The sequence below is a fragment of the Streptomyces sp. AA1529 genome (assembly GCF_000280905.1).
GTDB lineage: Bacteria > Actinomycetota > Actinomycetes > Streptomycetales > Streptomycetaceae > Streptomyces.
The window spans coordinates 60,692-82,572 of record NZ_ALAP01000030.1; the positions used below are offsets into that span (position 1 = coordinate 60,692).

The following is a 21,881-nucleotide window of genomic DNA, read 5'->3' on the forward strand; positions in this document are numbered from 1 at the left end:
GCCTGCCAGAATGACCGGCCATGACGACTCGGGTTCTCATCGCCGACGATCAGGAGATGGTCCGCCGCGGTATGCGCCGCATCCTCGAGCAGCAGGCGGACATCGAGGTGGTCGGCGAGGCCGTGGACGGGGCGGAGGCGCTGGAGGCGGCGATCCGGCTGCGGCCCGATGTCGCTCTCCTGGACGTCCGGATGCCGCGCGCCGACGGGCTGGAGGTCACCCGCCGTCTGCTCGCCCCCCCGGCCGGGTTTCCGGGCAGGGTCGTCATCGTCACGACCTTCGACCTGGACGAGTACGTGTACCCGGCGCTGCGCTACGGCGCCTCGGGCTTTCTGCTCAAGCGTTCCGGACCCACGCTGCTGGTGGAGGCCGTGCGTGCGGCGGTCGCCGGCGACAGTCTGATCAGCCCTTCCATCACGGTGCGGCTGCTCAGGCACGTCACCGGCCCGGGTACGGGAACCGGCTCCGGCCCCGGGCCGGGTGCGGCCCCCGGGCGCGGCTCCCGTACGGCGGCCGGAAACCGGAGCGGCGCCCCTGTCCCCGCACCCGTCGAACCGCTCACCAGGCGGGAGGGCGAAATCGCCGGGAAGGTCGGCGAAGGGCTCACCAACGCCGACATCGCGGCGGAGATGTTCATCTCACCCGGCACGGTCAAGACGCATGTCGCCAGCATTCAACGGAAGCTCGGCGTGCGGAACAGAGTCGGGATCGCCGTATGGGCATGGGAGAAGGGGTACGTCACGAAGTGACGAGCCGCCCCGCACCCGCCGCCCCGCACCCGCCGCCCGGCTCACCGGCGAAGGGCGTCCGGCTCGGCGTGCCGCATAGGCTGCCGGTATGACGACGAGCCGTGCGGCGCCGGGGGGTTGGCGGAGCATCGCCGTCGGGGCGGCGGCCGTCTGCCTGGTCCCACCGGCGCTGCTCGGCCCGTCCGGCGCGCTGTTCGTCTCACTGTCGGCCCTGCTCGTCGTGGCGGTGCCGCTGCTGCGGTGGCCGTGGGGGAGGGTCACCGGGAGCGCGGCGGCACTGGCGGCCCTGGCCGTCTCCCTGCTCACGGACGTCCTCTACGCCGGCCGACCGGGCCTCACGCTGCTGTGGATGCCCTTCGAGTGCGCGGGGCTGCTGGTCCTCACCGGGCGTCTCGTCCGGCATACGCGGTCCCGGTACCTCGTCCCCGCCGGGCTGCTCGCGGTCCTCACGACGCTCGCCCTGCCGCTGCGTTTCACCTTGCGGAAGCCGGGTGCCGGGGCGGACGACGTGGTGGTCATGGTGCTGGTGACGCTGCTGCCGGTGGTGTGCGCGGTCGGCGTCGGCGGCTATCTGCGGTCCGCGGACAACCGCCGGCGGCGGGCGGTTCTCCGGGCCCGGCGGGAGCAGCGGTTGCAGCTGGCGCGGGTCCTGCACGACTCCGTCGCCCACGAAGTGACCGGCATGGTGCTCGAAGTGCAGGCGGCGCAGGTCTCGGCCCACGAACCGGGGGAGAGCCGGGCGCTGCTGTCCCGGCTGGAGGAGGCGGGGCTGCGGGCGCTCGACTCCATGGACCGCACCCTGCGGACCCTGCACAGCGCCGAGGAATCGCGCGAGGACGCGGCGGGCGAGGACCCCGCGCAGCCCTCGACCCGGGTGCACGGTGTGGCGGATCTGCCCGAACTGGTCGGCAGGTTCGCCGAGTCCGGCGGGGTCAAAGCCGAACTGGACTTGGACGACGAGGTCGCCGGGGCGCTGCCGCGAGAGATCGACGAGGCCGTGTACCTCCTGGTGCTGGAGGCGCTGACCAACGTCCGGCGTCATGCCGCCGCGGCCCGGGACGTCAGGGTGACCGTCGAGCGGGCGGGTGCCGAGCTGCGGGTCCGGGTCGTGAACGCCGGGGGCGGCAGCAGCAGGCCGCTGCTCCCGCTCCGCAAGGGCGGCGGCACCGGGCTGGTCGGACTGGAGGACCGGTACCGGAGCCTGGGCGGGGCGCTGGAGGCGGGGCCGTGCGACGGAGGCTGGCGGGTGGCGGGGACGCTGCCGCCGACCGCGCCGACGGCCTCCTCCGGGAACCGCTGACCGGGCACCCGCCCTCGCGCCGGGCACCGGATATCTGCCGAACGGCAGATGTCCGCCGCACTCGCGGCGATCACTCTGGATGCGGCCTGTCGAGCTTTCCGGAGGTACGTGTGTTCTTTGATGGATTGTCACGGAGTGTCGTGGCTGCCGGTGTCCTGTCCTCGCCGACCGTTCTCCCCGGTTGCGCCGGGGCCGACGACGCGGCAGCCGAGGGGGAGACGTGCGCCTCCGGCTTCCGGGCCCAGGTGCCGAAGCCGGTGGCCGTGCTGCGCGGCGGCACGGCCACGAGGCCGACCGGCAGCGGGAAGTAGGGGGCGTCGTGCTGGAACTCGTCGACGTCACCAAGGTGTACCGAGGCGGCAAGCGGGCCGTGGACGCCGTGACCATGCGGCTGGAGACCGGGTTGCTGGGGCTGCTCGGCCCGAACGGCGCGGGCAAGTCGTCGCTGATGCGGATCGCCTCGACCGTGACCCGGCCGACCCGCGGAAGGGTGCTGTTCCACGGCACCGACGTGGTGGCCGGGCCCGGGGCGCTGCGCCGCTCCCTCGGCTACCTCCCGCAGGACTTCGGTGTGTACCCGAACCTCACCTCGCGGGAGTTCCTCTCGTATCTGGCCGCCGCCAAGGGGCTCTCGGCCCGCTCGGCCCGTGCCCGGATCGACGAGCTGCTGCAACTGGTCAACCTCACCGAGGCGGTCCGGCGGCCCCTCGGCACGTACTCCGGCGGCATGCTGCGCCGGGTGGGCATCGCCCAGGCGCTGCTCGCCGACCCGGAGGTCGTCATCGTGGACGAGCCGACCGCCGGTCTCGACCCCGAGGAGCGTGTGCGGTTCCGGAACCTGCTGAGCGAACTCGCCGCGGACCGGGTCGTCATGCTCTCCACCCACATCGTCTCCGACGTGGAGTCCGTGGCCTCCGACATCGCCGTGGTCGCCCACGGGCGGCTGCTGCGCCGCGGATCGCCGCAGGACCTGCTGGCAGCGGTCGAGGGACAGGTGTGGGAGGTCCTCGTCGACCCCGGGGACCTGCCGGACGTACAGCGGCGGCACCTCGTCAGCAGGCTGGTCCGCACCGCGGGCGGGGTCCGGGTCCGGCTGCTGGCGCAGGGCCGGCCGTCCGCCGGCGCCGAGCAGGTCACCCCCGACCTCGAGGACGCGTACCTGGCCGTCGTGCACCGGGCCGGGCAGCCGCACCCGCCGTCCGACCCCGACGCCGGGCAGCCGCACGCGCCGTCCGCCACCGACCGGTCCGCGGGGTGGCAGTGATGCCGGGGACCGTTGTCGGGCTCGCCGTCGGCGACTTCCGCGACCGGGTGCGTCGGCCCGCCTACGCCGTCGTGCTGATCGCGGCCGTGGGGCTGGGCTATCTCGCCACCCCGGCCCCTGAGTCCGAATGGGTGGTCATGCAGGTGGGCGACTACCGGGGCACCTACAACAGCGCGTACACCGGCATGGTCGTCGCGCTGGCCGCCACCGTCTGGCTCCCGCTGGGCGGGTTCTACGTCGTGCGCAACGCGCTCGCGCGCGACGAGGCCACCGGAGTGGGCCGCCTCCTGGCGACGACGCCGCTGCGGACCTGGACCTACCTGGTCGCCAAGTTCCTCAGCAGCGTGCTGGTGCTGGCCTCCATGCTGGGTGTCCTGGCGGTCACCGCGCTGGTCATGCAGTGGGCGCGCGGGGAGACCATGGCGGTCGACCCGGTGCGGCTGCTGAGCCCCTTCGTGTACATCGCGTTGCCGCTGATGGCGTGCACCGCGGCCGCGGCGCTGCTGTTCGAGACGATCCCGCTGCTGCGGGCGGGCCTCGGCAACGTCCTGTGGTTCTTCGTCTGGACCGTCCTCGTGCTCGCCGGCCAGTCCCCCGAGGCGCCGCTCGGCGGCATCGGCGTGCACGGCGTCGTCCAGTCGCTGGGCGCGGGTCTGGCCGAGCAGGGCGTCGACCCCGGCACGGCCGGCGAGTTCAGTCTCGGGCTGACGCAGATCCAGGAGCCGTTGAAAACCTTCGACTGGCAGGGCTTCGATCCGGACCCCGCCTTCCTGCTCGGCCGCTGCGCGCTGGTCGCGCTCGCCCTGGGCCTCGCGCTGCTGCCCGCACTCTGGTTCCCCCGGTTCGACCCGGCCCGGGGGCGCGGAACCCGGGCCGCGGCCCCGGGCCTGCTCCCGCGGTCGGCGGGCACCGGGCACGGCGGTGCCGTGCCCGTGGGAGCCGGCGCCCCTGCCGGTTCCGCCGCGGGTGTCCGGGACGCCGACCTTGCGGTGGCGCGGCCGGCCGCGTTCGCGCATCCGCCGCGCACCTCCGTGACATCCGGCAGTCCCGCGCTGCGCCTGCTGGTGGGGGAGGTGCGGATCCTCCTCCAGGGCACTCCGCTGTGGTGGTGGGCGGGAGTTCTCGTCCTCGTCGTCGTCTCGCAGTCGGTCACGCCCGCGACCGGTGTCACCCGCATTCTGCTGCCCGCGGCCTGGATCTGGCCGGTGCTCATCTGGTCCCGGCTGGGCACCCAGCGCCATGAGCACGGCGTCGAGGCCCTGCTGGGCGCCTACCCCGCGGTGCGCGGCAGGACGGCGGCGGAGTGGGATGCCGGGTTCCTGCTCACGGCCGCGGCCGGCCTCGGACCGGCGCTCCGCATGGTCACCGGAGCCGACACCCAGGGCCTGGTCCACTGGTTCCTCGGGGCGTTGTTCATCCCGTCCCTCGCGCTGCTCCTCGGCACGCTCAGCCGGACGCACCGCCTCTTCCAGTTCACCTACCTACCCCTCTGGTACGGCACGGTCAACGGCCTCGCGGCGGTCGACTTCATGGGCGCGATCCGGGGTGCGGACGGCAGTCCGGCCGGTCCGCCGCCGGTGTTCCTGGCGGTGGCCGTGGTCATGATGCTCTCGGTCGTCTTCCTGTCGGGCGCCGCCCGCCGGGCGACGTCGTGACCGTACGGCGCGGTGAGCCGGTCCGGGCCGGCAGGTCCCCGCGCGGGCAGCCGGCGGGGAAGGTCCTCCGGACGGCGTCCGGCGTCCTCGGCGCCCCCTCGACGCGCCCCGGCAGCGCCCCTCGACAATGCGTCCGGACAACGGCTACGGGGCAGAATCGGGCCGGGGCGGCAGACGATCCCAGGCGGCACGTCGCGATTCAGGAGAGTCCGGTTCCGGGGAATCCCAGGAAAGAACTGCTCACGCTCGTCGAGGCCTTCATGGCGGGCGAGGACCGGTCGACGGCGTTGCTCGGCAGGGTCGAGGAGATCCTGGTCGCGCACTTCCCCGACTCGCCCGCCTTCGAGGAACCGGCCGAGCCGCTGTCGCTCTTCCGCCCCGGCGCCGGGCCGCCCTGCTACAGCGTCCGGGACATGTGTGCGGCACTTCAGAGTGCGGTATACGGGCCGAATCCCATGGAAGGGATAAAAATGTAGTCCGGTGCGGATATCGAATTCCGGCGCGGCTCTCTTCCGGCGAATCCATGACGAGGTCGTTCGTGAATGTGTGGGGAAGCGCCTGCCGATGCCGGGAAGTGCTGCTTCGGGGGCGGGGCCGGCGGATCGGGGGCAGCTCGGACCTGTCGGGGAGGTGCGGGCCCGGCGTGGAGCGAACCGCCGCGCCCCAAGGCGGACGGGGTTGCGGGGCACCGGATATGAGGTGCCGTCAGGGAGGCGAGGCGGGCCGAGTGGCGACGATCCGGGCTGCGACTGCCGGGAGTTGAGGGCGGGGGAGGCGTGTGGAGTGCGCGGGTGTCGGTCCCTGCCGGGCGTCCGCGGGTGCCGAAAACCTCTCGTGTGTACGGCGGTTGAGGCGTATCCGACGCCGGTCCGCGCTGGTGCGGAGTGCCCGCGGGGCGCGTCGGCGACGGGCGCCGGGGGCGCTCCCCCGGTGGTGCGGGCGCCTGGTGCGGGCGCCCGCGTGCGCGGCAACGTCGCAGCTCAAGACCGACTCGGGAAGAATATTACTATCCAGTTACCTACTTGACCGGATCACATCCTTTGGGTCATTGCCTTCCGCTGGGGGCGTCCGATAGTGTGATCTGTGATCACGGGGGTGACGGGGTAGTTTGAGCTGTCCCCTCGTGTATCTGCGGCCGTGAAATTCGCGGTCGATCACAACGGGGGCACAAAAATGTAGGTATTTACGGGTGCGGCGCTATGCCCCCCGATCTCGACGGCATATTGCTGTCTTCTTCCAGTTGCAGAGCTCACTGACGCTCTTCGGTCTCGCGGGATTCCATGGTGCCGTGAAAGGGCCACCGCTCTTCGTGTGTTTCGTCCTGCGATGCGCCGTCGTCTTCGAATCCGTATTTCTTCCTGGCCGGAATTCCCTTCGTCGCGGAGCCGGTCCGGGCTTCATTGCCGGCTCGACGCTGTTCTGGAACGGATACCGATGGCAGATCTGTCGACGTCCACCGAGACCCTCTCCGAGCCCTTCACCGGGTCCCCTGCCGGGAAGCCGGCCCCCGCTGCGCCCTCCCGTGCCCTGCCCGGCACCGGGCAGCCGGACCTTCCGCACGCCCCGGCGCCGGCCCGTCCGGGACTTCGCCGCGCCTTACCGCCGCGGTCCGCACATCCGCCCGCGGCGGGGACCGGATCCGCAGTCGCAGTCGGCACCATCCGTCCAGGCCGCGCGAGCCGTGGCCGCACCGGAGCGTGCCGCGTTCCGGTGCGCCGAAAGCAGAGGTGAATACATGGACGTCGCTGTCATCGGCCTCACCGGGCGCTATCCGCGGTCGGAGGACCTGGACTCCTTCTGGGAGCACCTGAGGAACGGGCGGGACTGCGTCACCGAGCCGCCTGCCGACCGGTGGCAGGAGGGCCGGCCGACGGGAGCCTGGGGCGGATTCGTCGACGGGATCGACAGGTTCGATCCGGCGCTGTTCGACATATCCCCCCGCGAGGCCGCGCTGATGGATCCGCAGCAGCGACTGTTCCTGGAGACGGTGTGGGAACTGCTGGAGGGCTGCGGCGTCACCCAGGAGAGCATCGAGGAACAGTACGAGCGCCGCGTCGGGGTCTATGTGGGCGCCGCCTACCAGTTGTACCGGGCGGACGCTTCCGCGGACCCGGTGAGCGCGGCCCTCACCTCGACGGCCTCGTACAACCTCATCGCCAACCGCGTCTCCCATTTCTTCGGGCTGGAGGGGCCGAGTCTGGCGGTGGACAGCATGTGCACCTCCTCGGCCATGGCCGTCCACCTGGCCTGCGCCGATCTGCTGCGCGGGGAGAGCGGACTGGCCATCGCCGGCGGGGTGAACCTGGCCACCCACCCGGACAAGTTCCTCGGGCTGTCCGAGATGGGACTGCTGGGCAGCCATCCGGGCAGCCGCAGCTTCCGGGACGGCGACGGCTACCTGCCCGCGGAAGCGGTCGGTGCCCTGCTGCTCAAGCCGCTGGACGCCGCGCTGCGGGACGGCGACACCGTGCACGCCGTCGTCAAGGGCACCGCCTCGCTGCACAGCGGCCGCGTCGGCGGCTTCCTGACCCCCAGCCGCCGGGCCCAGGTGACGGTCATGAACCGGGCGCTGGAGCGGGCAGGCGCCGAGCCGGAGTCGATCGGGTACGTCGAATCGGCGGCGAACGGCGCCGCGATGTCCGACGAGATCGAGATGAGCGCGCTGCGGGAGGTGTTCGCAGGGGTTCCCGAGCCACTGCCGGTCGGCTCGGTGAAGTCGAACGTCGGACACCCGGAGGCGGCCTCGGGTGTCGCGCAGCTCACCAAGGTCGCGCTGCAACTGCGGCACGGGGAACTGGCACCGCTCGCCGCGACCGGCGAACCCAACCCCGACCTCGCGCTGGACCGGGGCCCCCTGGCCCTCTGCGAAGAGCTGACCCCGTGGCCGGAGCGCCGGGACGCGCAGGGCCGCCGCGTCGCACGACGCGCGCTGATCAACTCCGTCGCGGCCGGCGGCAGCCACGTCAGCCTCGTGGTCGAGGCACCGCCGCAGAGCGTGGCGGAGGCGCCGGACACGACGGCGGCGGGACCGCAGTTGGTGGTGGTGTCCGCGCGGGACCGGGCACGGCTGCGCGGCGCGGTACGGCGGCTGGAGGAGTACCTCGGGAGCAGCGGCACCGCGGCGGACCTGGCGGATGTGGCGTACACCCTCCAGGTGGGCCGGGAGCCGATGCCCGAGCGGTTCGCGGTGGTGGCCGACGGCGTCGAGGAGCTGCGCGGCGCCCTGGCCGGCTATCTGGCGGCCCCCGACGGCTCCGGAAGCCCGGACACCGCCCCCGTGTACACGGGCAGCGCCGCGGACGGCGGGGCGGGCCCGCTGCTGACGATGCTCGACGGTGCGCCGGGTGCGGCGTTCCTCTCCGCGCTGGTCGCCGACGGAGACCTGGCGCGGATCGCCGAACTGTGGGTGAACGGTGCGCGGATCCCCTGGCGCAGGCTGCACCCGCGAAGCCGGCGGCTGCTGTCCCTGCCGGGCACCGCCTTCGAACGCGGAAGCTACTGGCTCGGCAGCACGGGGGCGACGGCACACACCGGGCCGTCCTCGGCCTCGGCGCCGGAGCCGGTCCGCCCGGACGCCCCGGAGCCCGCCGCGGCGGCGACCGTTCCCGGCCCGGCGGTTCCGGAGCCCGCGGCCGCGGGCCCGGGTACCGCCGCCTCCCTCCGCCGGGAACCGGAAGCAGCGGAACGGGCCGAGGGGACGGAAGGGCAGAAGACGGCGGAGAGGGAAGCCGTCGTCCTGGAGACCTGTGCCGAACTGCTCGGCTTCCGGCCCGAGGACCTCGGCCCCGCGGACAGCTTCCTGGCTCTCGGCGGCCACTCCCTGCTCGCGCACCGGTTCGCGGCACTGCTGCGGGACCGGGGCCTGCACTGCGACCCGCCCGGCATCCTGCGGGCCCGCTCGCTCGCCGCCATCGCCGAGGCCGCGGAGGCCGCCCCGGTCTCCACGACCTCCCCGGCCGCCCCCACCTCGCCGGCCGCCCAGGCCGCCCCGGCCGCCCCGGCCTCTCCCGCCTCCGCTGAGGCCTCCCGGACCACCGCCGAGGCCTCCCCGTCCGCCGCGCCTGTCGCCGCCCCACCGGAGACCGCTCGCGTCACGCCTGCCGCGTTCCCGCTGGTGTCCCTGACCGAGGAGGAACTGGCGGCCGTGGTCGACGCGGTGCCGGGCGGAGCGGCGAACCTCCAGGACGTGTACCCGCTGACTCCGATGCAGGAGGGCATGTTCTTCCACCACATCAAGGAGAGCGCGCACGACCCCTACGTCTCCTCGGGGCTGTTCTCCTTCGCGGACCGCGACTGCCTGGACCGGTTCGCCGATGCGCTGCGCGCGGTCGTGGCGCGGCACGACGCGCTGCGCACCGTGCTCCTGGCGGACGGGCTGAGCGGCCCCGTGCAGGCCGTGCTGCGGCAGGTGGAGCTCACCGTGTCGGAGATCGAGCTCGGTGCGGGGAGCCCGGCCCGGGAGCAACTGGCCGAGCTGGTCCGCCGTGCTCCTCGCATGCGGCTCGACCGGGCGCCGCTGATCCGGCTGCGGCGCGGTCGGCACCCCGGCACCGGGGTGTGGCACGCGATCCTCACGCTGCACCACACCATCCACGACGCCTCCTCGCTGGGCGTGCTGTTCAGCGAGATCGGCGCACACATGGAGGGGCGTGCCGACGCGCTGCCGGAGCCGGTGTCCTACCGCGCGTTCGCCGAGCACACCAGGCGCGGCCCAGGGGATCTGGACGCGGCCGGGGTGTTCTTCGCCGAGCTGCTCGGGGACGTCTCGGAGCCGACGGTGCTGTTCGGGCTGCACGACGTGCACGGCGACGGCGCGCAGGTGCGGGATGTGCGCAGGTCGTTGGAGGACGGCCTGGGCCGGCGCATCCGCGCTCTCGCGGGAGAGCTGCGGACGAGTCCCGCGACGCTCTTCCATGTCGGCTGGGCGCTGACCGCGGCGGCCTGCACCGACCGCGACGACGTGGTGTTCGGCACCGTCATGTGGGGGCGGCTGCACGGGCCGGCCGGGATGGAGAGCATGCTCGGCAGCTTCATCAACACGCTGCCGGTGCGGTTCCGGCTGTCCGGCAGCAGTGTGCGGGAGCTGGTGCGGCAGGCCGACGAGGCGCTGCACGGGCTGGTGCGCTTCGAGCGGACCCCGCTGTCCGAGGCCCGGTCGCACAGCGGACTGCCCGGAGCGGACGTCCCGCTGTTCAACGCGATCCTCAACTACCGGCAGATGCCGGGCGACAACGGGGTCGAGCGGCTGCTGGAGCGGGTGGGCGTCGCTCCGCTGTCGACGGAGGTGATCGAGCGCAGCAACTATCCGCTGACCGTCTCGATCAACGACCTGGGGGACGCGTTCCAGATCGACGCGCAGATCCACCGGGCGCAGGACGCGGAGGTGGTCGTCGACTGCCTGGAGGCGGCCATGGTCTCCCTCGTCGACGCGCTCTCCGACGAGGAGGGCGCACAGCGGCCGGCCCGTGAGCTGTCCGTGCTGCCGCCCGCGATGCGGCGCCGCGAACTGGCCGAGTTCGCCTGGGAGCCGGTGACCGCCGAGATCACCGACGCCGACGCTGAGCGGCATGTGCACGACTGGTTCGAGGAGGTGGCGCGCCAGGTGCCGGACGCGGTGGCCGTGTGCTGTGCGGACCGGACGCTGACGTACGGCGAGCTGAACGCGCGGGCGAACAGGCTGGCCCGCCATCTGCGCGAGCAGGGCGTGGGACACGAGTCGCTGGTGGCGTTGTGTCTGCCGCGAAGCGAGTGGCTGGTGGTGTGCGCGCTGGCGGTGCTGAAGGCCGGGGGCGCCTACGTGCCGCTGGACCCGACGGCGCCGCCCGAGCGGCTCGGCCACGTGCTGACGGACAGCGCGCCGCGCGTGGTGCTGGTGGACGGCGCGCTCCCCGACGGGCTGGAGGCCGGTACCGCCGTCGTGGTGGACGTGCCGGGTGACGCGGACCGCTGGGCGCAGCTGCCGGACAGCGATCCGGAGCCGGTGCCGGGAGCCTCCCCGGGCGACCTGGCGTATGTGATCTACACCTCGGGGTCGACGGGACTGCCCAAGGGCGTGATGGTCGAGCACCGCAACGTCGCCCGGTTCTTCCTCGCGGCCCAGGAGTGGTTCGGCTACCGGGAAGGGGACGTGTGGACGCTGTTCCACTCCATCGCGTTCGACTTCACGGTCTGGGAGATGTGGGGCGCGCTGCTGCACCGCGGGCGGCTCGTGGTGGTCACCCAGGACGTGGCGCGCAGCCCGGCGGACTTCTACACGCTGCTGTGCGAGGAGGGCGTGACCGTGCTCGGCCAGACCCCCACCGGGTTCGGCCAGCTGATCGCGGCGCAGGGCGAGGACGGCGCACCGCACCAGGTGCGGACGGTGCTGCTGGGCGGCGAGGAGCTGGACGCCTCGCCGCTGGCGCCGTGGTTCCGGCGGCCCGTCAATGACGGGACGACGCTGGTCAACATGTGGGGCACCACCGAGACGACGGTGGTCTCCACCTACCGGGAGGTGGTCGAGCCGGACACCCGGCTGACGACCCGGCCCATCGGCCGCCCCCTGCCGGGCATGAGCGTGTACGTCCTGGACCGGTACGGGGACCCGGTGCCGACCGGCGCGGTGGGCGAACTGGTCATCGGCGGCGAGATCGTGGCCCGCGGCTACCTCAACCGGGCCGAGCTGAGTGCGGAGCGGTTCGTGGCCGACCCGTACTGCGACGCGCCCGGGGCCCGCATGTACCGCACCGGCGACCTGGGCCGGCGGCTGCCGGACGGCACGCTGGAGTTCCTGGGCCGCAACGACGGCCAGGTGAAGATCCGCGGATACCGCATCGAACTGGGAGAGATCGCCACCCGTCTCAACGAGCACCCGGCGGTCGCCGAGGCCCGCGTGGTGGTGCGCGGCCGGGGCGACGACCGGCGCCTGGTCGGATACGTCGTCCCGGCCCGGGGCGCCGTGCCGCAGCCGCACCGGCCGGACGAGCGGGAGCTGAAGGAGGAGCTGGACGCCGCGCTGCGGGCCGCGCTGCCGTCCTACATGGCGCCCTCCGGTTACGTCCTGCTGGACGAGCTGCCGCTGACCGGCAACGGCAAGCTGGACACCGCCGCGCTGCCCGAACCCGAGCTGCCGCAGCGGTCCGGCGAGCCGGACTCGGCCGCGCGCACCCCGACCGAAAAGGTGGTCTGCGAGGTCTGGGCCGAACTCCTGGGCACCGACACCGGGCACCTCGGGATGGACAGCAACTTCTTCTCGATGGGCGGCAACTCGCTGCTCGTCACCCGGATGATCAACATGATCAAGCAGCGGACCGGCGTGGAGCTGCGTGTCCAGACGGTCTTCGCGGCGGAGCAGTTGTCCGTGCTCGCCGCCGAGGTGGAGCGCGGCCTCCCGGACACCGGGCCCGCGGCCGCGCTGGACCTGACCGCGCTCAGCGAGAGCATCAGCCTCGTCCAGGGCCTGAGCGATGCGGAGGTGGACGCCCTGGACCTCGGCAGTGCCCTCCCCGACACCCAGAGCTAGGCAGAGAGGCCGACGATGAGCATGCCGCAAGAGGAGAGCGGGCAGGAGCTGATCCGCAGGATCCAGTCCATGCCCTTCAAGCGGCAGCGTGCCGTGATCGCGCTGCTGCGCCAACAGGGTGTCGACCTGTCAACGCTGGACATCATCCCCCGCCTCCCGCGGAACGGGGAGGCACCGCTGCCGCTGTCCTTCGCACAGCAGCGGCTGTGGTTCCTGGCCCAGCTGGAGGACAGCAGCGCGCACTACAACGTCCCGATGGCGATGCGGCTGCACGGCCGGCTCGACCGTGCCGCGCTGCGCCGGGCGCTGACGGAGCTGGTGCGCCGCCACGAGGCGCTGCGCACCCGGTTCGAGGACCGGGGCGGTGTGCCGCACCAGTGCATCGACGACGGGTCCGGATTCACCTTGCGGGAGCAGGAGCTGGTCGGCGAGGCGGAGGTGGCCCGCACCTGCCAGCAGGAGATGCTCACGCCCTTCGATCTGGCACGCGACTCGCTGATCCGGGCACTGCTGCTGCGGCAGAGCGAGACCGAGCACGTCCTGATGGTGACGATGCACCACATCGTCTCGGACGGCTGGTCGGTCGGGGTCTTCTTCCGCGAGGTGACCGAGCTGTACGAGGCGGTCCGGCAGGGGCGGGAGGCGGCGCTGGAGCCGCTGCCCGTGCAGTACGCCGACTTCGCGCACTGGCAGCGGGAGTGGCTCGCCGGGGAGGTGCAGACGCGGCAGATCGAGTACTGGAAGAAGCAGCTGGACGGCGTCGATCCGGGGCTGACGCTGCCGGCGGACCGCCCCCGTCCCGCCGTGCGCGACCACGAGGGCACCCGGGAGTTCTTCCGTACCTCACCCGAGCTGCTCGAAAAGCTGCGCAGGATCGGCGAGCAGCACGACGCGACCCTGTACATGACCCTGCTGGCCGCCTACTCGGTGCTGCTGCACCGCTATACGCAGCAGACCGACATCGCGGTGGGCACCGTGGTGGCCAACCGCAACCGGGCCGAGGTGGAGGGCCTGATCGGCCAGTTCGCCAACACCCTCGTGATGCGCAACGACCTCTCCGGCGATCCCGCCTTCGCGGAGCTGCTGGCCCGGGTGCGGCAGACGGCGCTGGAGGGCTACGACCACCAGGACGTGCCGTTCGAGGCCGTGGTGGACGCATTGCAGGCGGACCGCAGCCTGAGCCGCTCGCCGGTGTTCCAGACGGTGCTGGTGCTCCAGGAGGAGCAGGCGGAGCCGAAGCTCACCCTGGGCGGTCTGGAGGTGACGTCCGTCGATGTGGACTTCAGCATCAGCAAGTTCGATCTGACCCTGGATCTGCGGGAGACCCCGGACGGGCTGACGGGCGCGGTCGAGTACAGCACCGCGCTGTTCGACCGGGAGACCGTGCGGCGTTTCGTGCGCCACTTCACCACGCTGCTGGAGTCCCTCGCCGAGGCGCCGCAGACCCGCATCTCGCGGCTGGAGCTGCTGGACGGCACCGAACGCGGCGGTGGGGCGGAAGCGGAGGCGGCGCCGGGCGGCGTGGTGCCGTGGGCGGACCAGTGCCTGCACGAGCGGTTCGAGGACGTCGTGCGGCAGGCGCCGGATGCGGTGGCGGTGCGGTGTGCGGACCGGACGCTGAGCTACGGCGAGCTGAACGCGCGCGCGAACCGGATCGCCCGGTTCCTGCGTACGCGGGGCGTGGGGCGCGAGACGCTGGTGGCGCTGTGTCTGCCGCGGAGCGAGTGGCTGGTGGTGTGCGCGCTGGCGGTGCTGAAGGCCGGCGGCGCCTATGTGCCGCTGGACCCGTCGGCGCCGCCCGAACGGCTCGGCCATGTGCTGGCGGACAGCGCACCCCGGGTGGTGCTGGTGGACGGCGGCGTCCCGGCGGGCCTGGACGCCGGCCGGGCCGCCGTGGTGGACGTACGCGACCGCTGGGAGTGGCTGCCGGACGACGACCTGCAGCCGGTGGCCGGGGCCCTCCCGGCGAACCTGGCCTACGTCATCCACACCTCCGGGTCGACCGGGCGGCCCAAGGGCGTGCTCGTCGAGCACCGGAACGTCACCCGGCTGTTCACGGCGACCGCGGAGCGGTTCGGCTTCGGGCCCGAGGACGTGTGGACGCTCTTCCACTCCTTCGCCTTCGACTTCACGGTGTGGGAGATGTGGGGCGCCCTGCTGCACGGCGGCAGCCTGGTGGTCGTCCCGCACGAGGTGGCACGCAGTCCGCGGGAGTTCTACGCCCTGCTGTGCGCGGAGAACGTCACCGTCCTGAACCAGACGCCCAGCGCCTTCGGCCAGCTGATCGCGGCGCAGGGCGAGGACGGCGCCCCGCACCGGCTGCGGACGGTGGTCTTCGGCGGCGAGGCCCTGGACACCGCGGCGCTGCGGCCCTGGTTCGCGCGGCCGGTCAACGCCGCGACCGAACTGGTCAACATGTACGGGATCACCGAGACGACGGTGCACGTCACCCACCGGGTGGTGACCGAGGCCGACACCGGGCGCGGGGTCAGCCCGATCGGCGGCCCGCTGCCGGACCTGGCCGTGTACGTCCTGGACACGCACGGGAACCCCGTGCCGACCGGCGCGGTCGGCGAGATGTACGTGGGCGGCGCCGGTGTGGCGCGCGGCTATCTGAACCGGCCCGAGCTGACCGCGGAGCGCTTCCTGGACGACCCGTTCCGGCCCGGCCCGGGCGCCCGCATGTACCGCACCGGCGACCTGGGGCGGCTGCTGGCGGACGGTTCGCTGGAGTACTACGGCCGCAACGACGACCAGGTCAAGATCCGCGGCCACCGCATCGAGCCGGGCGAGGTCTCCGCCCGGCTGGACGAACACCCCGGGGTGGGCTCCTGCGCGGTCGTGGCCCGCGAGGACCAGCCGGGCAACCGGCAGCTCGTGGCCTATCTGGTGCCCGCGGACGACCGGCCGGAAGCGGACCTGCGCACCGAACTGGACCAGCTCGCCCGGCGGACCCTGCCCGACTACATGCTCCCCGGCGCCTACGTGTGCGTGCCGAGCCTGCCGCTGACCACCAACGGCAAGCTGGACCGCGCCGCGCTCCCCGCCCCCGGCATCGACGCCTACGCACAGCGGGAGGAGACCCACGTCGCCCCGGCCACCGTCACCGAACGGACGCTGGCGACCGTGTGGGCGGAGCTGCTCGGCTTCGAGGCGGAGCGGATCAGCGCCAACGACAACTTCTTCACCCTGGGCGGGCACTCGCTGCTGATCACCGTGCTGGTGGCGCGGCTGAACGAGGCCGGACTCCGGCTCACCGTGCGCGACACCTTCAGCGCGCCCACCCTGGCGGCACTGGCGGAGCGCATCGACGCACACACCGGGGAAGCGGCGGCCGACGCCTCCGGCGAGGGCTGGACCGTCCCGCCGAACGCCGTCCCCGAAGGGTGCGAGCGGCTCACGCCCGAGCTGCTGCCGCTGGTCGCGCTGGGCCAGGAGCACCTCGACTCCCTCGCCGGCCGCGTGCCCGGCGGCGCTGCCAACATCGCGGACGTCTATCCGCTGGTGCCCTCGCAGGAGGGCATCCTCTTCCACCATCTGATGGACCCGGAGAACGACCCGTACGTGATGTCCGCGGCGTTCACCGCGCGGGACGAAGCCGCGTGCACCGCGTTCACCGACGCCCTCCAGACGGTGGTCGACCGGCACGACGTGATGCGTACGGCGGTGTTCACCGAGGGACTGCCGGAGCCGGTGCAGGTGGTGCTGCGCTCCGCCGAACTCCCCGTCGACCGCATCAGCCTGACGGAGGAGGCGGGAGACGCGGGAGACGTGAAGCACACCGGGGGCGCGGAGGACGCCGCCGACGGCCCCGGGGCCGCCACCGCGGCGCGCGAGGCCGCCGAGCGGCAGGTCGAGGCGTTGCTGCACACCCCGCCGCCACTGCCCCCGCACCAGGCGCCGATGATGCGGGTCCGCGTCGCACCGGAACCCGGTTCGCAGCGCCGGTTCCTGCTGGTGACCTTTCACCACCTCATCGAGGACGCCACCTCGCTGCGGCTGATCTTCGACGAGCTGGCGGCCCTCATGGCGGGCCGCGCCGACCTGCTCGCCCCCGCGCCGCCCTACCGCGACTTCGTCGCCCACACGCTGCACCAGTTGCGGACGGGGGACGCCGAGGACCACTTCCGCGCCACTCTCGGTGACGTCACCGAGCCGACCGTGCCGTTCGGGCTGAGCGACGTGCACGGGGACGGCAGGCGCACCCGCAAGCCGCGCCGCTCGCTGTCCGCCGACCTCACCGCGCGGCTGCGGGCCGAGGCGGGGCGGCTGGGACTGAGCCCGGCCTGGCTCTTCCACGCGGCCTGCGCCCGGGTCGTGGCCGCCAGCAGCGGACGCGACGACGTGGTGTTCGGCACCGTGATGTCCGGACGGCTGCAGGGCGTGCCCGGCGTGGAGCGGATGCTGGGCAACTTCATCAACACGCTGCCGCTGCGGGTGCGGCTGGCCGGACGCAGCGTCCGCGAACTGGTGGACGAGGTGGCGTCGGGGCTGCGCGAGCTGATCGTGCGGGAGCAGTCCTCGCTGAGTCTGGCCCAGCGGTGCAGCGGACTGGACAGCGACACCCCGCTGTTCAGCGCCGCGATCAACTTCCGGCACTTCGAGCCCGCGCGCGACGAGATACCGGGCCCGTCCCTGGAGGAGCAGGGCATCGGCTGGCTGAACGTGATGGACCGCACCAACTACCCCATGGGCATGTCGCTCGACGACGTCGGCGACGAACTGTCCCTGACCGTGCAGGTCGAGGACGCCGTCGAGCCCGAGACCCTCCTGACGTATGTGGAGACCGCACTCGACGGCATCGTCGCGGCGCTCGCCGCCGACGACGGCAACGGCACCCGGGCGCTGGACCTCCCGGTGCTGCCCCCGGCCGAGCGGCAGCGGCTGCTGACCGCGGCCCGCGGCGCGACGCCGGAGTACCCGCGGGACGCCTGCCTCGCCGAACTGTTCGAGGAGCAGGCGGCCCGGCACCCCGACGCGGTCGCCGTCCGCCATGGCGACCGGGAGCTGACCTACGCACAGCTCAACGCCCGCGCGAACCGGGTCGCGCACCACCTGCGCGACCGCGGCGTCGGGCCCGACGTCCTGGTCGGACTGTGCGCCGACCGCTCGGTCGAGCTGGTGACCGGCCTGCTGGGCATCCTCAAGGCGGGCGGAGCCTACGTCCCCGTCGACCCGGACCACCCCGGGCAGCGCATCCGCGCCCTGCTGGAGACCTCCGGCGTGCAGACGGTGCTCGGGCTCTCCCGGCTGCCGGACGTGCTGTTCGAGGACGTCGACGAGGTGGTGCACCTCGACACCGGGGAGCGGGCCGCCGACCGCACCCAGGTGCTCGCGGACCGGTCCGAGCACGACCCCTCGCGCGCCGGACTCGGGCTGACGCCGGACCACCTGGCCTACGCGATCTTCACCTCCGGCTCCACCGGCCGCCCCAAGGGCGTGCTGGTGGAGCAGCGCGGTGTGGTCCGGCTCGTGCGCAACCCGGACTACTTCGCCGCCGACACCGACACGGTGGTGCTGCACCACTCCTCGATCTCGTTCGACGCCGGCTCCCAGGAGGTGCTGACCCCGCTGCTCTGCGGCGGCCGGCTGGTGCTGCACGACGGGGACTCCAAGGACCCCGGGCAGGTACTGGACTGCGTCGAACGCACCGGGGTCGGCACGATGCTGCTGTCGGCCGCGTTCCTGCCGGCGTTCGTGCAGGCCGCGGCCGGACGCATGCTCCCGCTGCGCCACCTGGCGGTGGTGGGGGACACCTTCTCGGCGCGGGACGTGCGCCGGCTGTACGCGGCACACCCCGGACTGACCGTGATCGACGGGTACGGCCCCACCGAGAACAGCATCGCCTCCACCTACTACGAGATCCCCCGCGACATCGCCGAGGACGCCCGGGTGCCCATCGGCCGGCCCGTCCCGCACACCACCGCCTACGTCACCGACGAGCAGCTCCGGCTGGTCCCGGACGGAGTGATCGGCGAACTGTGCCTGGGCGGCGCCGGAGTGGCCCGCGGCTATCTCGACGCGCCGGAGGCGACAGCCGAGCGGTTCGTGCGCGACCCGTTCGGCGACGCGCCGGACGGCCGGCTCTACCGCACCGGCGACCTGGTGCGCAGGCGGTCCGACGGCACCCTGGAGTTCCGCGGCCGGGTGGACGACCAGGTCAAGATCCGCGGCTTCCGGGTGGAACCCGGCGAGACAGAGACGGTGCTGCAGGCGCACCCCGCGGTGCACAGCGCCGTGGTGGTGCCGCAGACCTCCGGCGAGGCGCACAGCCTCAGCGCCTATGTGCGGCCCGCCGAGGAGTGGCTGGAGGCGGCCGCGCGGGAGCAGACCGACGAGAACCTCGGCCAGTGGGAGCGGCTCTTCGAGGACCAGTACGCACGCAGCGGGGAGGAGACCGTCCCCGACGATCTGAACCTCGCCGGCTGGGAGAGCAGTTACACGGGCGAGCCCGTCCCCGAGTCGGAGATGCGGGAGTGGATCGACGGCACGGTCGCCGCGATCCGGCGGCTGCGGCCCGAACGGCTGCTGGAGATCGGCTGCGGTACCGGGCTGCTGCTCTTCCGCTACGCGGAGAGCTGCCGGGAGGTGCACGGCATCGACATCTCCGCCTCCGCGCTGGCGGACGTGCGGCGCGGTGCGGCGCGGCGCGGCTGGTCGCATGTCACCCTGCGGCAGGGCGACGCGCTGTCAGTGGGCGGTCCGGACGCCGATGCGGAACCCGGCGGGTTCGACGTCGTCGTGCTCAACTCCGTCGCCCAGTACTTCCCCAGCCGCCAGTACCTGGACGAGGTCGTCGGGCGGATCCTCCCCCTGCTCGCGGAGGGCGGCCGCATCCTGCTGGGCGACATCCGCAACCTCGATCTGTTCTCCGCACACGTCTCGGCCATCGAACGCAGCCGCTCCGGCGCGGCCGGCACGGCGGGCGCGCTGAACGCGCAGATCCAGCGCCGCCGCCGCCAGGAGACCGAACTCCTGGTCAGCCCGACCTACTTCGCCCGGCTGCCGGAGCGGTTCCCGGCCGTGGGCGCCGTCGACATCGCCGTCAAGCGGGGCGTGGGCGACAACGAGATGCTCGCCTACCGCTACGACGTGGTGCTGACCAAGGGCGCCGCCCTCCCGGAGCCCGACCACCCCTGGCTGGAGGCCGACACCCCGGCCGGACTGCGCGCCCTGCTGGACGCGGGGGCGCCGGAGCGGTTCGGCGTCACCGGGCTGACCAACGAGCGGGTGGCGGAGGACGTGCGCGTCTGCGCGGCGCTGGCCCGGTGGGCGCCCTCCCGCCAGGTGGAGCCGCTGCCCGGCGGGGAGCGGCTCTCCGCGCCGGCCCGGGAGGCGGTCCGGGACCTGGAGGCGGTGCTGGCGCACGCCGAGGACCTCGGGTACGAGGTCGCGGCCACCTGGTCGCAGGACCGGCCGGAGGGCCTGGACCTGGTCCTGGCCCGGGGCGAGGCGCCCCGGGCGCGGGCCCGCTCCCCCTACCGGGCCACCCGGATGGCGAACGCGCCGCAGGTGGACCGGCTGGGCTCGGCGCTGGTGCGGGAGCTGCGGGACCACCTCGCCGAGCGGCTGCCCGACCATCTGGTGCCCGGCGCCTTCGTCGTACTGGAGGAGCTGCCGGTCACCTCGCAGGGCAAGGTCGACAAGCGCGCGCTGCCCGCGCCGGACGAGGAGGACGTCGCCAAGGAGGTGTACGTCGCGCCCCGCACCGAGGCGCAGCGCACCCTGTGCCGGATCGTGGGCGCCGTCCTGGACCTGGACCGGGTCGGCCTCCAGGACAACTTCTTCAACCTGGGCGGCCACTCGCTGCTGGCCACCCGCCTCAACCTGCGGGTGAAGAAGGAGACGGGCGTCGATCTGCCGCTCCAGCTCATCCTCACCGCCGCCAGCATGGCGGAGATGGCCGCGGCCCTGGAGGAGGAACCGGCCGGGCCGTCCTCCGCCGGGCCCGAGCCCGCACAGCCGGCGGCGGCCGGGCCGGTGGCCGAGGGCGGGGAGGCGCCGCTGTCCACCGCGCAGCAGGACCTGTGGTTCCTGCGCACCCCCGGGCATCTGGGGATCGCGCACGACAACGTCCAGCTCGCACTGCGGCTGCGGGGCGCGTTGGACCGGGCCGCGTGCACCGGGGCCGTGCGCGCCCTGGTCGAGCGCCATGCGATCCTGCGGACCGGCTATGAGCGCCGGGACGGCGTCGTGACGCAGCGGGTGCACGGCGCCGACGGTTTCACGGTGGCCGAGGTGGACATTCCGGCGGACCCCGGTGGTGCCGCGCTGGACGCGTGGCTGCGCGCCGAGCGGGCCCGTCCCTTCGCGCCGGAGGACGCGCACCCCTTCCGGGCGCATCTGCTGGCCCTCGCCGCGGACGAGCACGTACTGGTCCTCACCCGGCCCTGGGGCATCTTCGACGGCTGGTCGACCGGCATCCTGATGCGGGAGCTGAGCGCCGGCTACCGGGAGTTGAGCCAGGGCCGGGAACCCCGGTTCGCGCCGCTGCCGTTGCAGTACGCCGACTTCGCCCGGCAGCAGAGCGGCACGGTGGACGCCGCGGAGCTCGACCGGCAGCGCGACCACTGGCGCGAGCAGCTCGCCGGGCTGCCCGCCTGCCTGTCGCTGCGCACCGACTACCCCCGCCCGCCGGTGAAGACCCACCTGGGCGGCACCGTGCCGTTCGCGGTTCCGGGCGACCTGGTGGAGCGGCTGCGGAAGCTCGGCGCCGACCACGGGGCCTCGCTCCACATGACCCTGCTCGCGGCCTACGCGGTGCTGCTCGGCAGCCGTACCGACGACCGCGAGCTGGCGATCGGCGCACCGGCCAGCAACCGGCCCGCGGCCGAGCTGGAGGCGGTCGTCGGCTACTTCGTGAACGCGCTCGTGATGCGGCTGGATGTCGCGCCCCGGCAGTCGTTCGGGGAGCTGCTGGCGCACACCCGGGAGGTGGTCGCGGCGGCGCAGGACCACAAGGACCTGCCGTTCGCCGATCTCGTCCGCACCCTGGTGCCCCGGCCCGACCCGTCCTGTTCGCCGCTGTTCCAGGTGATGTTCAACCTGGTGCCCGCGCTCGCACCGGCCGGTGCGGAGGGCGCGGCCGGTGCGGAGCCCGCCGGGGAGGAGGACGGCGTGCCCGGTCTGGGGGCCGAACTCGTGGCGGTCGGTGCGGGGACGGCCAGGTTCGACCTGAGCCTGTCGCTGCGGGAGACCGAATCCGGGCTGGAAGGACATCTGGAGTACAGCACCGACCTGTTCGCCGGGGGCACCGCCGAGCGGCTGGCGGCGGACTACGCGGGCCTGCTGGAGCGGATCGTCCGCAGCCCGGAGGCGGACCTGGCGGGGCTGGCCCCGGCGGCCGGTGCGGGGGACGGGGAGGCGGCGGGCTGAGCCCGCGACCGGCGCGCGGGAGCGGCGCCGGAGGCGC

Annotated in this window: 8 protein-coding genes; all 8 read left to right on the top strand. The window is 73.4% G+C overall.

The window, feature by feature from the left end; all coding sequences use genetic code 11:
- The first annotated feature begins 20 nt into the window (after window positions 1–20).
- The 8 genes from A949_RS0108520 to A949_RS0108555 all read left to right on the top strand — a co-directional run bounded on the left by A949_RS0108520 (window position 21) and on the right by A949_RS0108555 (window position 21,844).
- Window positions 21–749 carry a response regulator gene (locus A949_RS0108520; RefSeq protein ID WP_019355583.1) on the top strand — a complete coding sequence of 243 codons (729 nt, stop codon included), beginning with the start codon at window positions 21–23 and terminating at the stop codon, window positions 747–749.
- Window positions 750–837: 88 nt separating this feature from the next.
- Window positions 838–2,049 (top strand): sensor histidine kinase, encoded by a 1,212-nt coding sequence (locus A949_RS0108525; RefSeq protein WP_019355584.1) that lies wholly within the window; start codon window positions 838–840, stop codon window positions 2,047–2,049.
- A 140-nt stretch (window positions 2,050–2,189) separates the two neighbouring features.
- Complete coding sequence (locus A949_RS38030) at window positions 2,190–2,360, top strand: hypothetical protein (RefSeq protein ID WP_019355585.1); 171 nt, start codon at window positions 2,190–2,192, stop codon at window positions 2,358–2,360.
- Window positions 2,361–2,368: 8 nt separating this feature from the next.
- Entirely contained in the window at window positions 2,369–3,313 is a 945-nt protein-coding gene (locus A949_RS0108535) for an ATP-binding cassette domain-containing protein (RefSeq protein ID WP_019355586.1), read from the top strand.
- Entirely contained in the window at window positions 3,313–4,968 is a 1,656-nt protein-coding gene (locus A949_RS0108540) for an ABC transporter permease (RefSeq protein WP_019355587.1), read from the top strand. The genes A949_RS0108535 and A949_RS0108540 overlap by 1 nt, the downstream gene beginning before the upstream one ends.
- A gap of 260 nt (window positions 4,969–5,228) precedes the next feature.
- On the top strand, window positions 5,229–5,444 hold the full coding sequence (locus A949_RS0108545) for a hypothetical protein (protein WP_019355588.1): 216 nt from the start codon (window positions 5,229–5,231) through the stop codon (window positions 5,442–5,444).
- Window positions 5,445–6,703: 1,259 nt separating this feature from the next.
- Window positions 6,704–12,469 carry a non-ribosomal peptide synthetase gene (locus A949_RS0108550; RefSeq protein ID WP_019355589.1) on the top strand — a complete coding sequence of 1,922 codons (5,766 nt, stop codon included), beginning with the start codon at window positions 6,704–6,706 and terminating at the stop codon, window positions 12,467–12,469.
- A gap of 21 nt (window positions 12,470–12,490) precedes the next feature.
- Entirely contained in the window at window positions 12,491–21,844 is a 9,354-nt protein-coding gene (locus A949_RS0108555) for a non-ribosomal peptide synthetase (protein WP_019355590.1), read from the top strand.
- Window positions 21,845–21,881 lie beyond the last annotated feature (37 nt).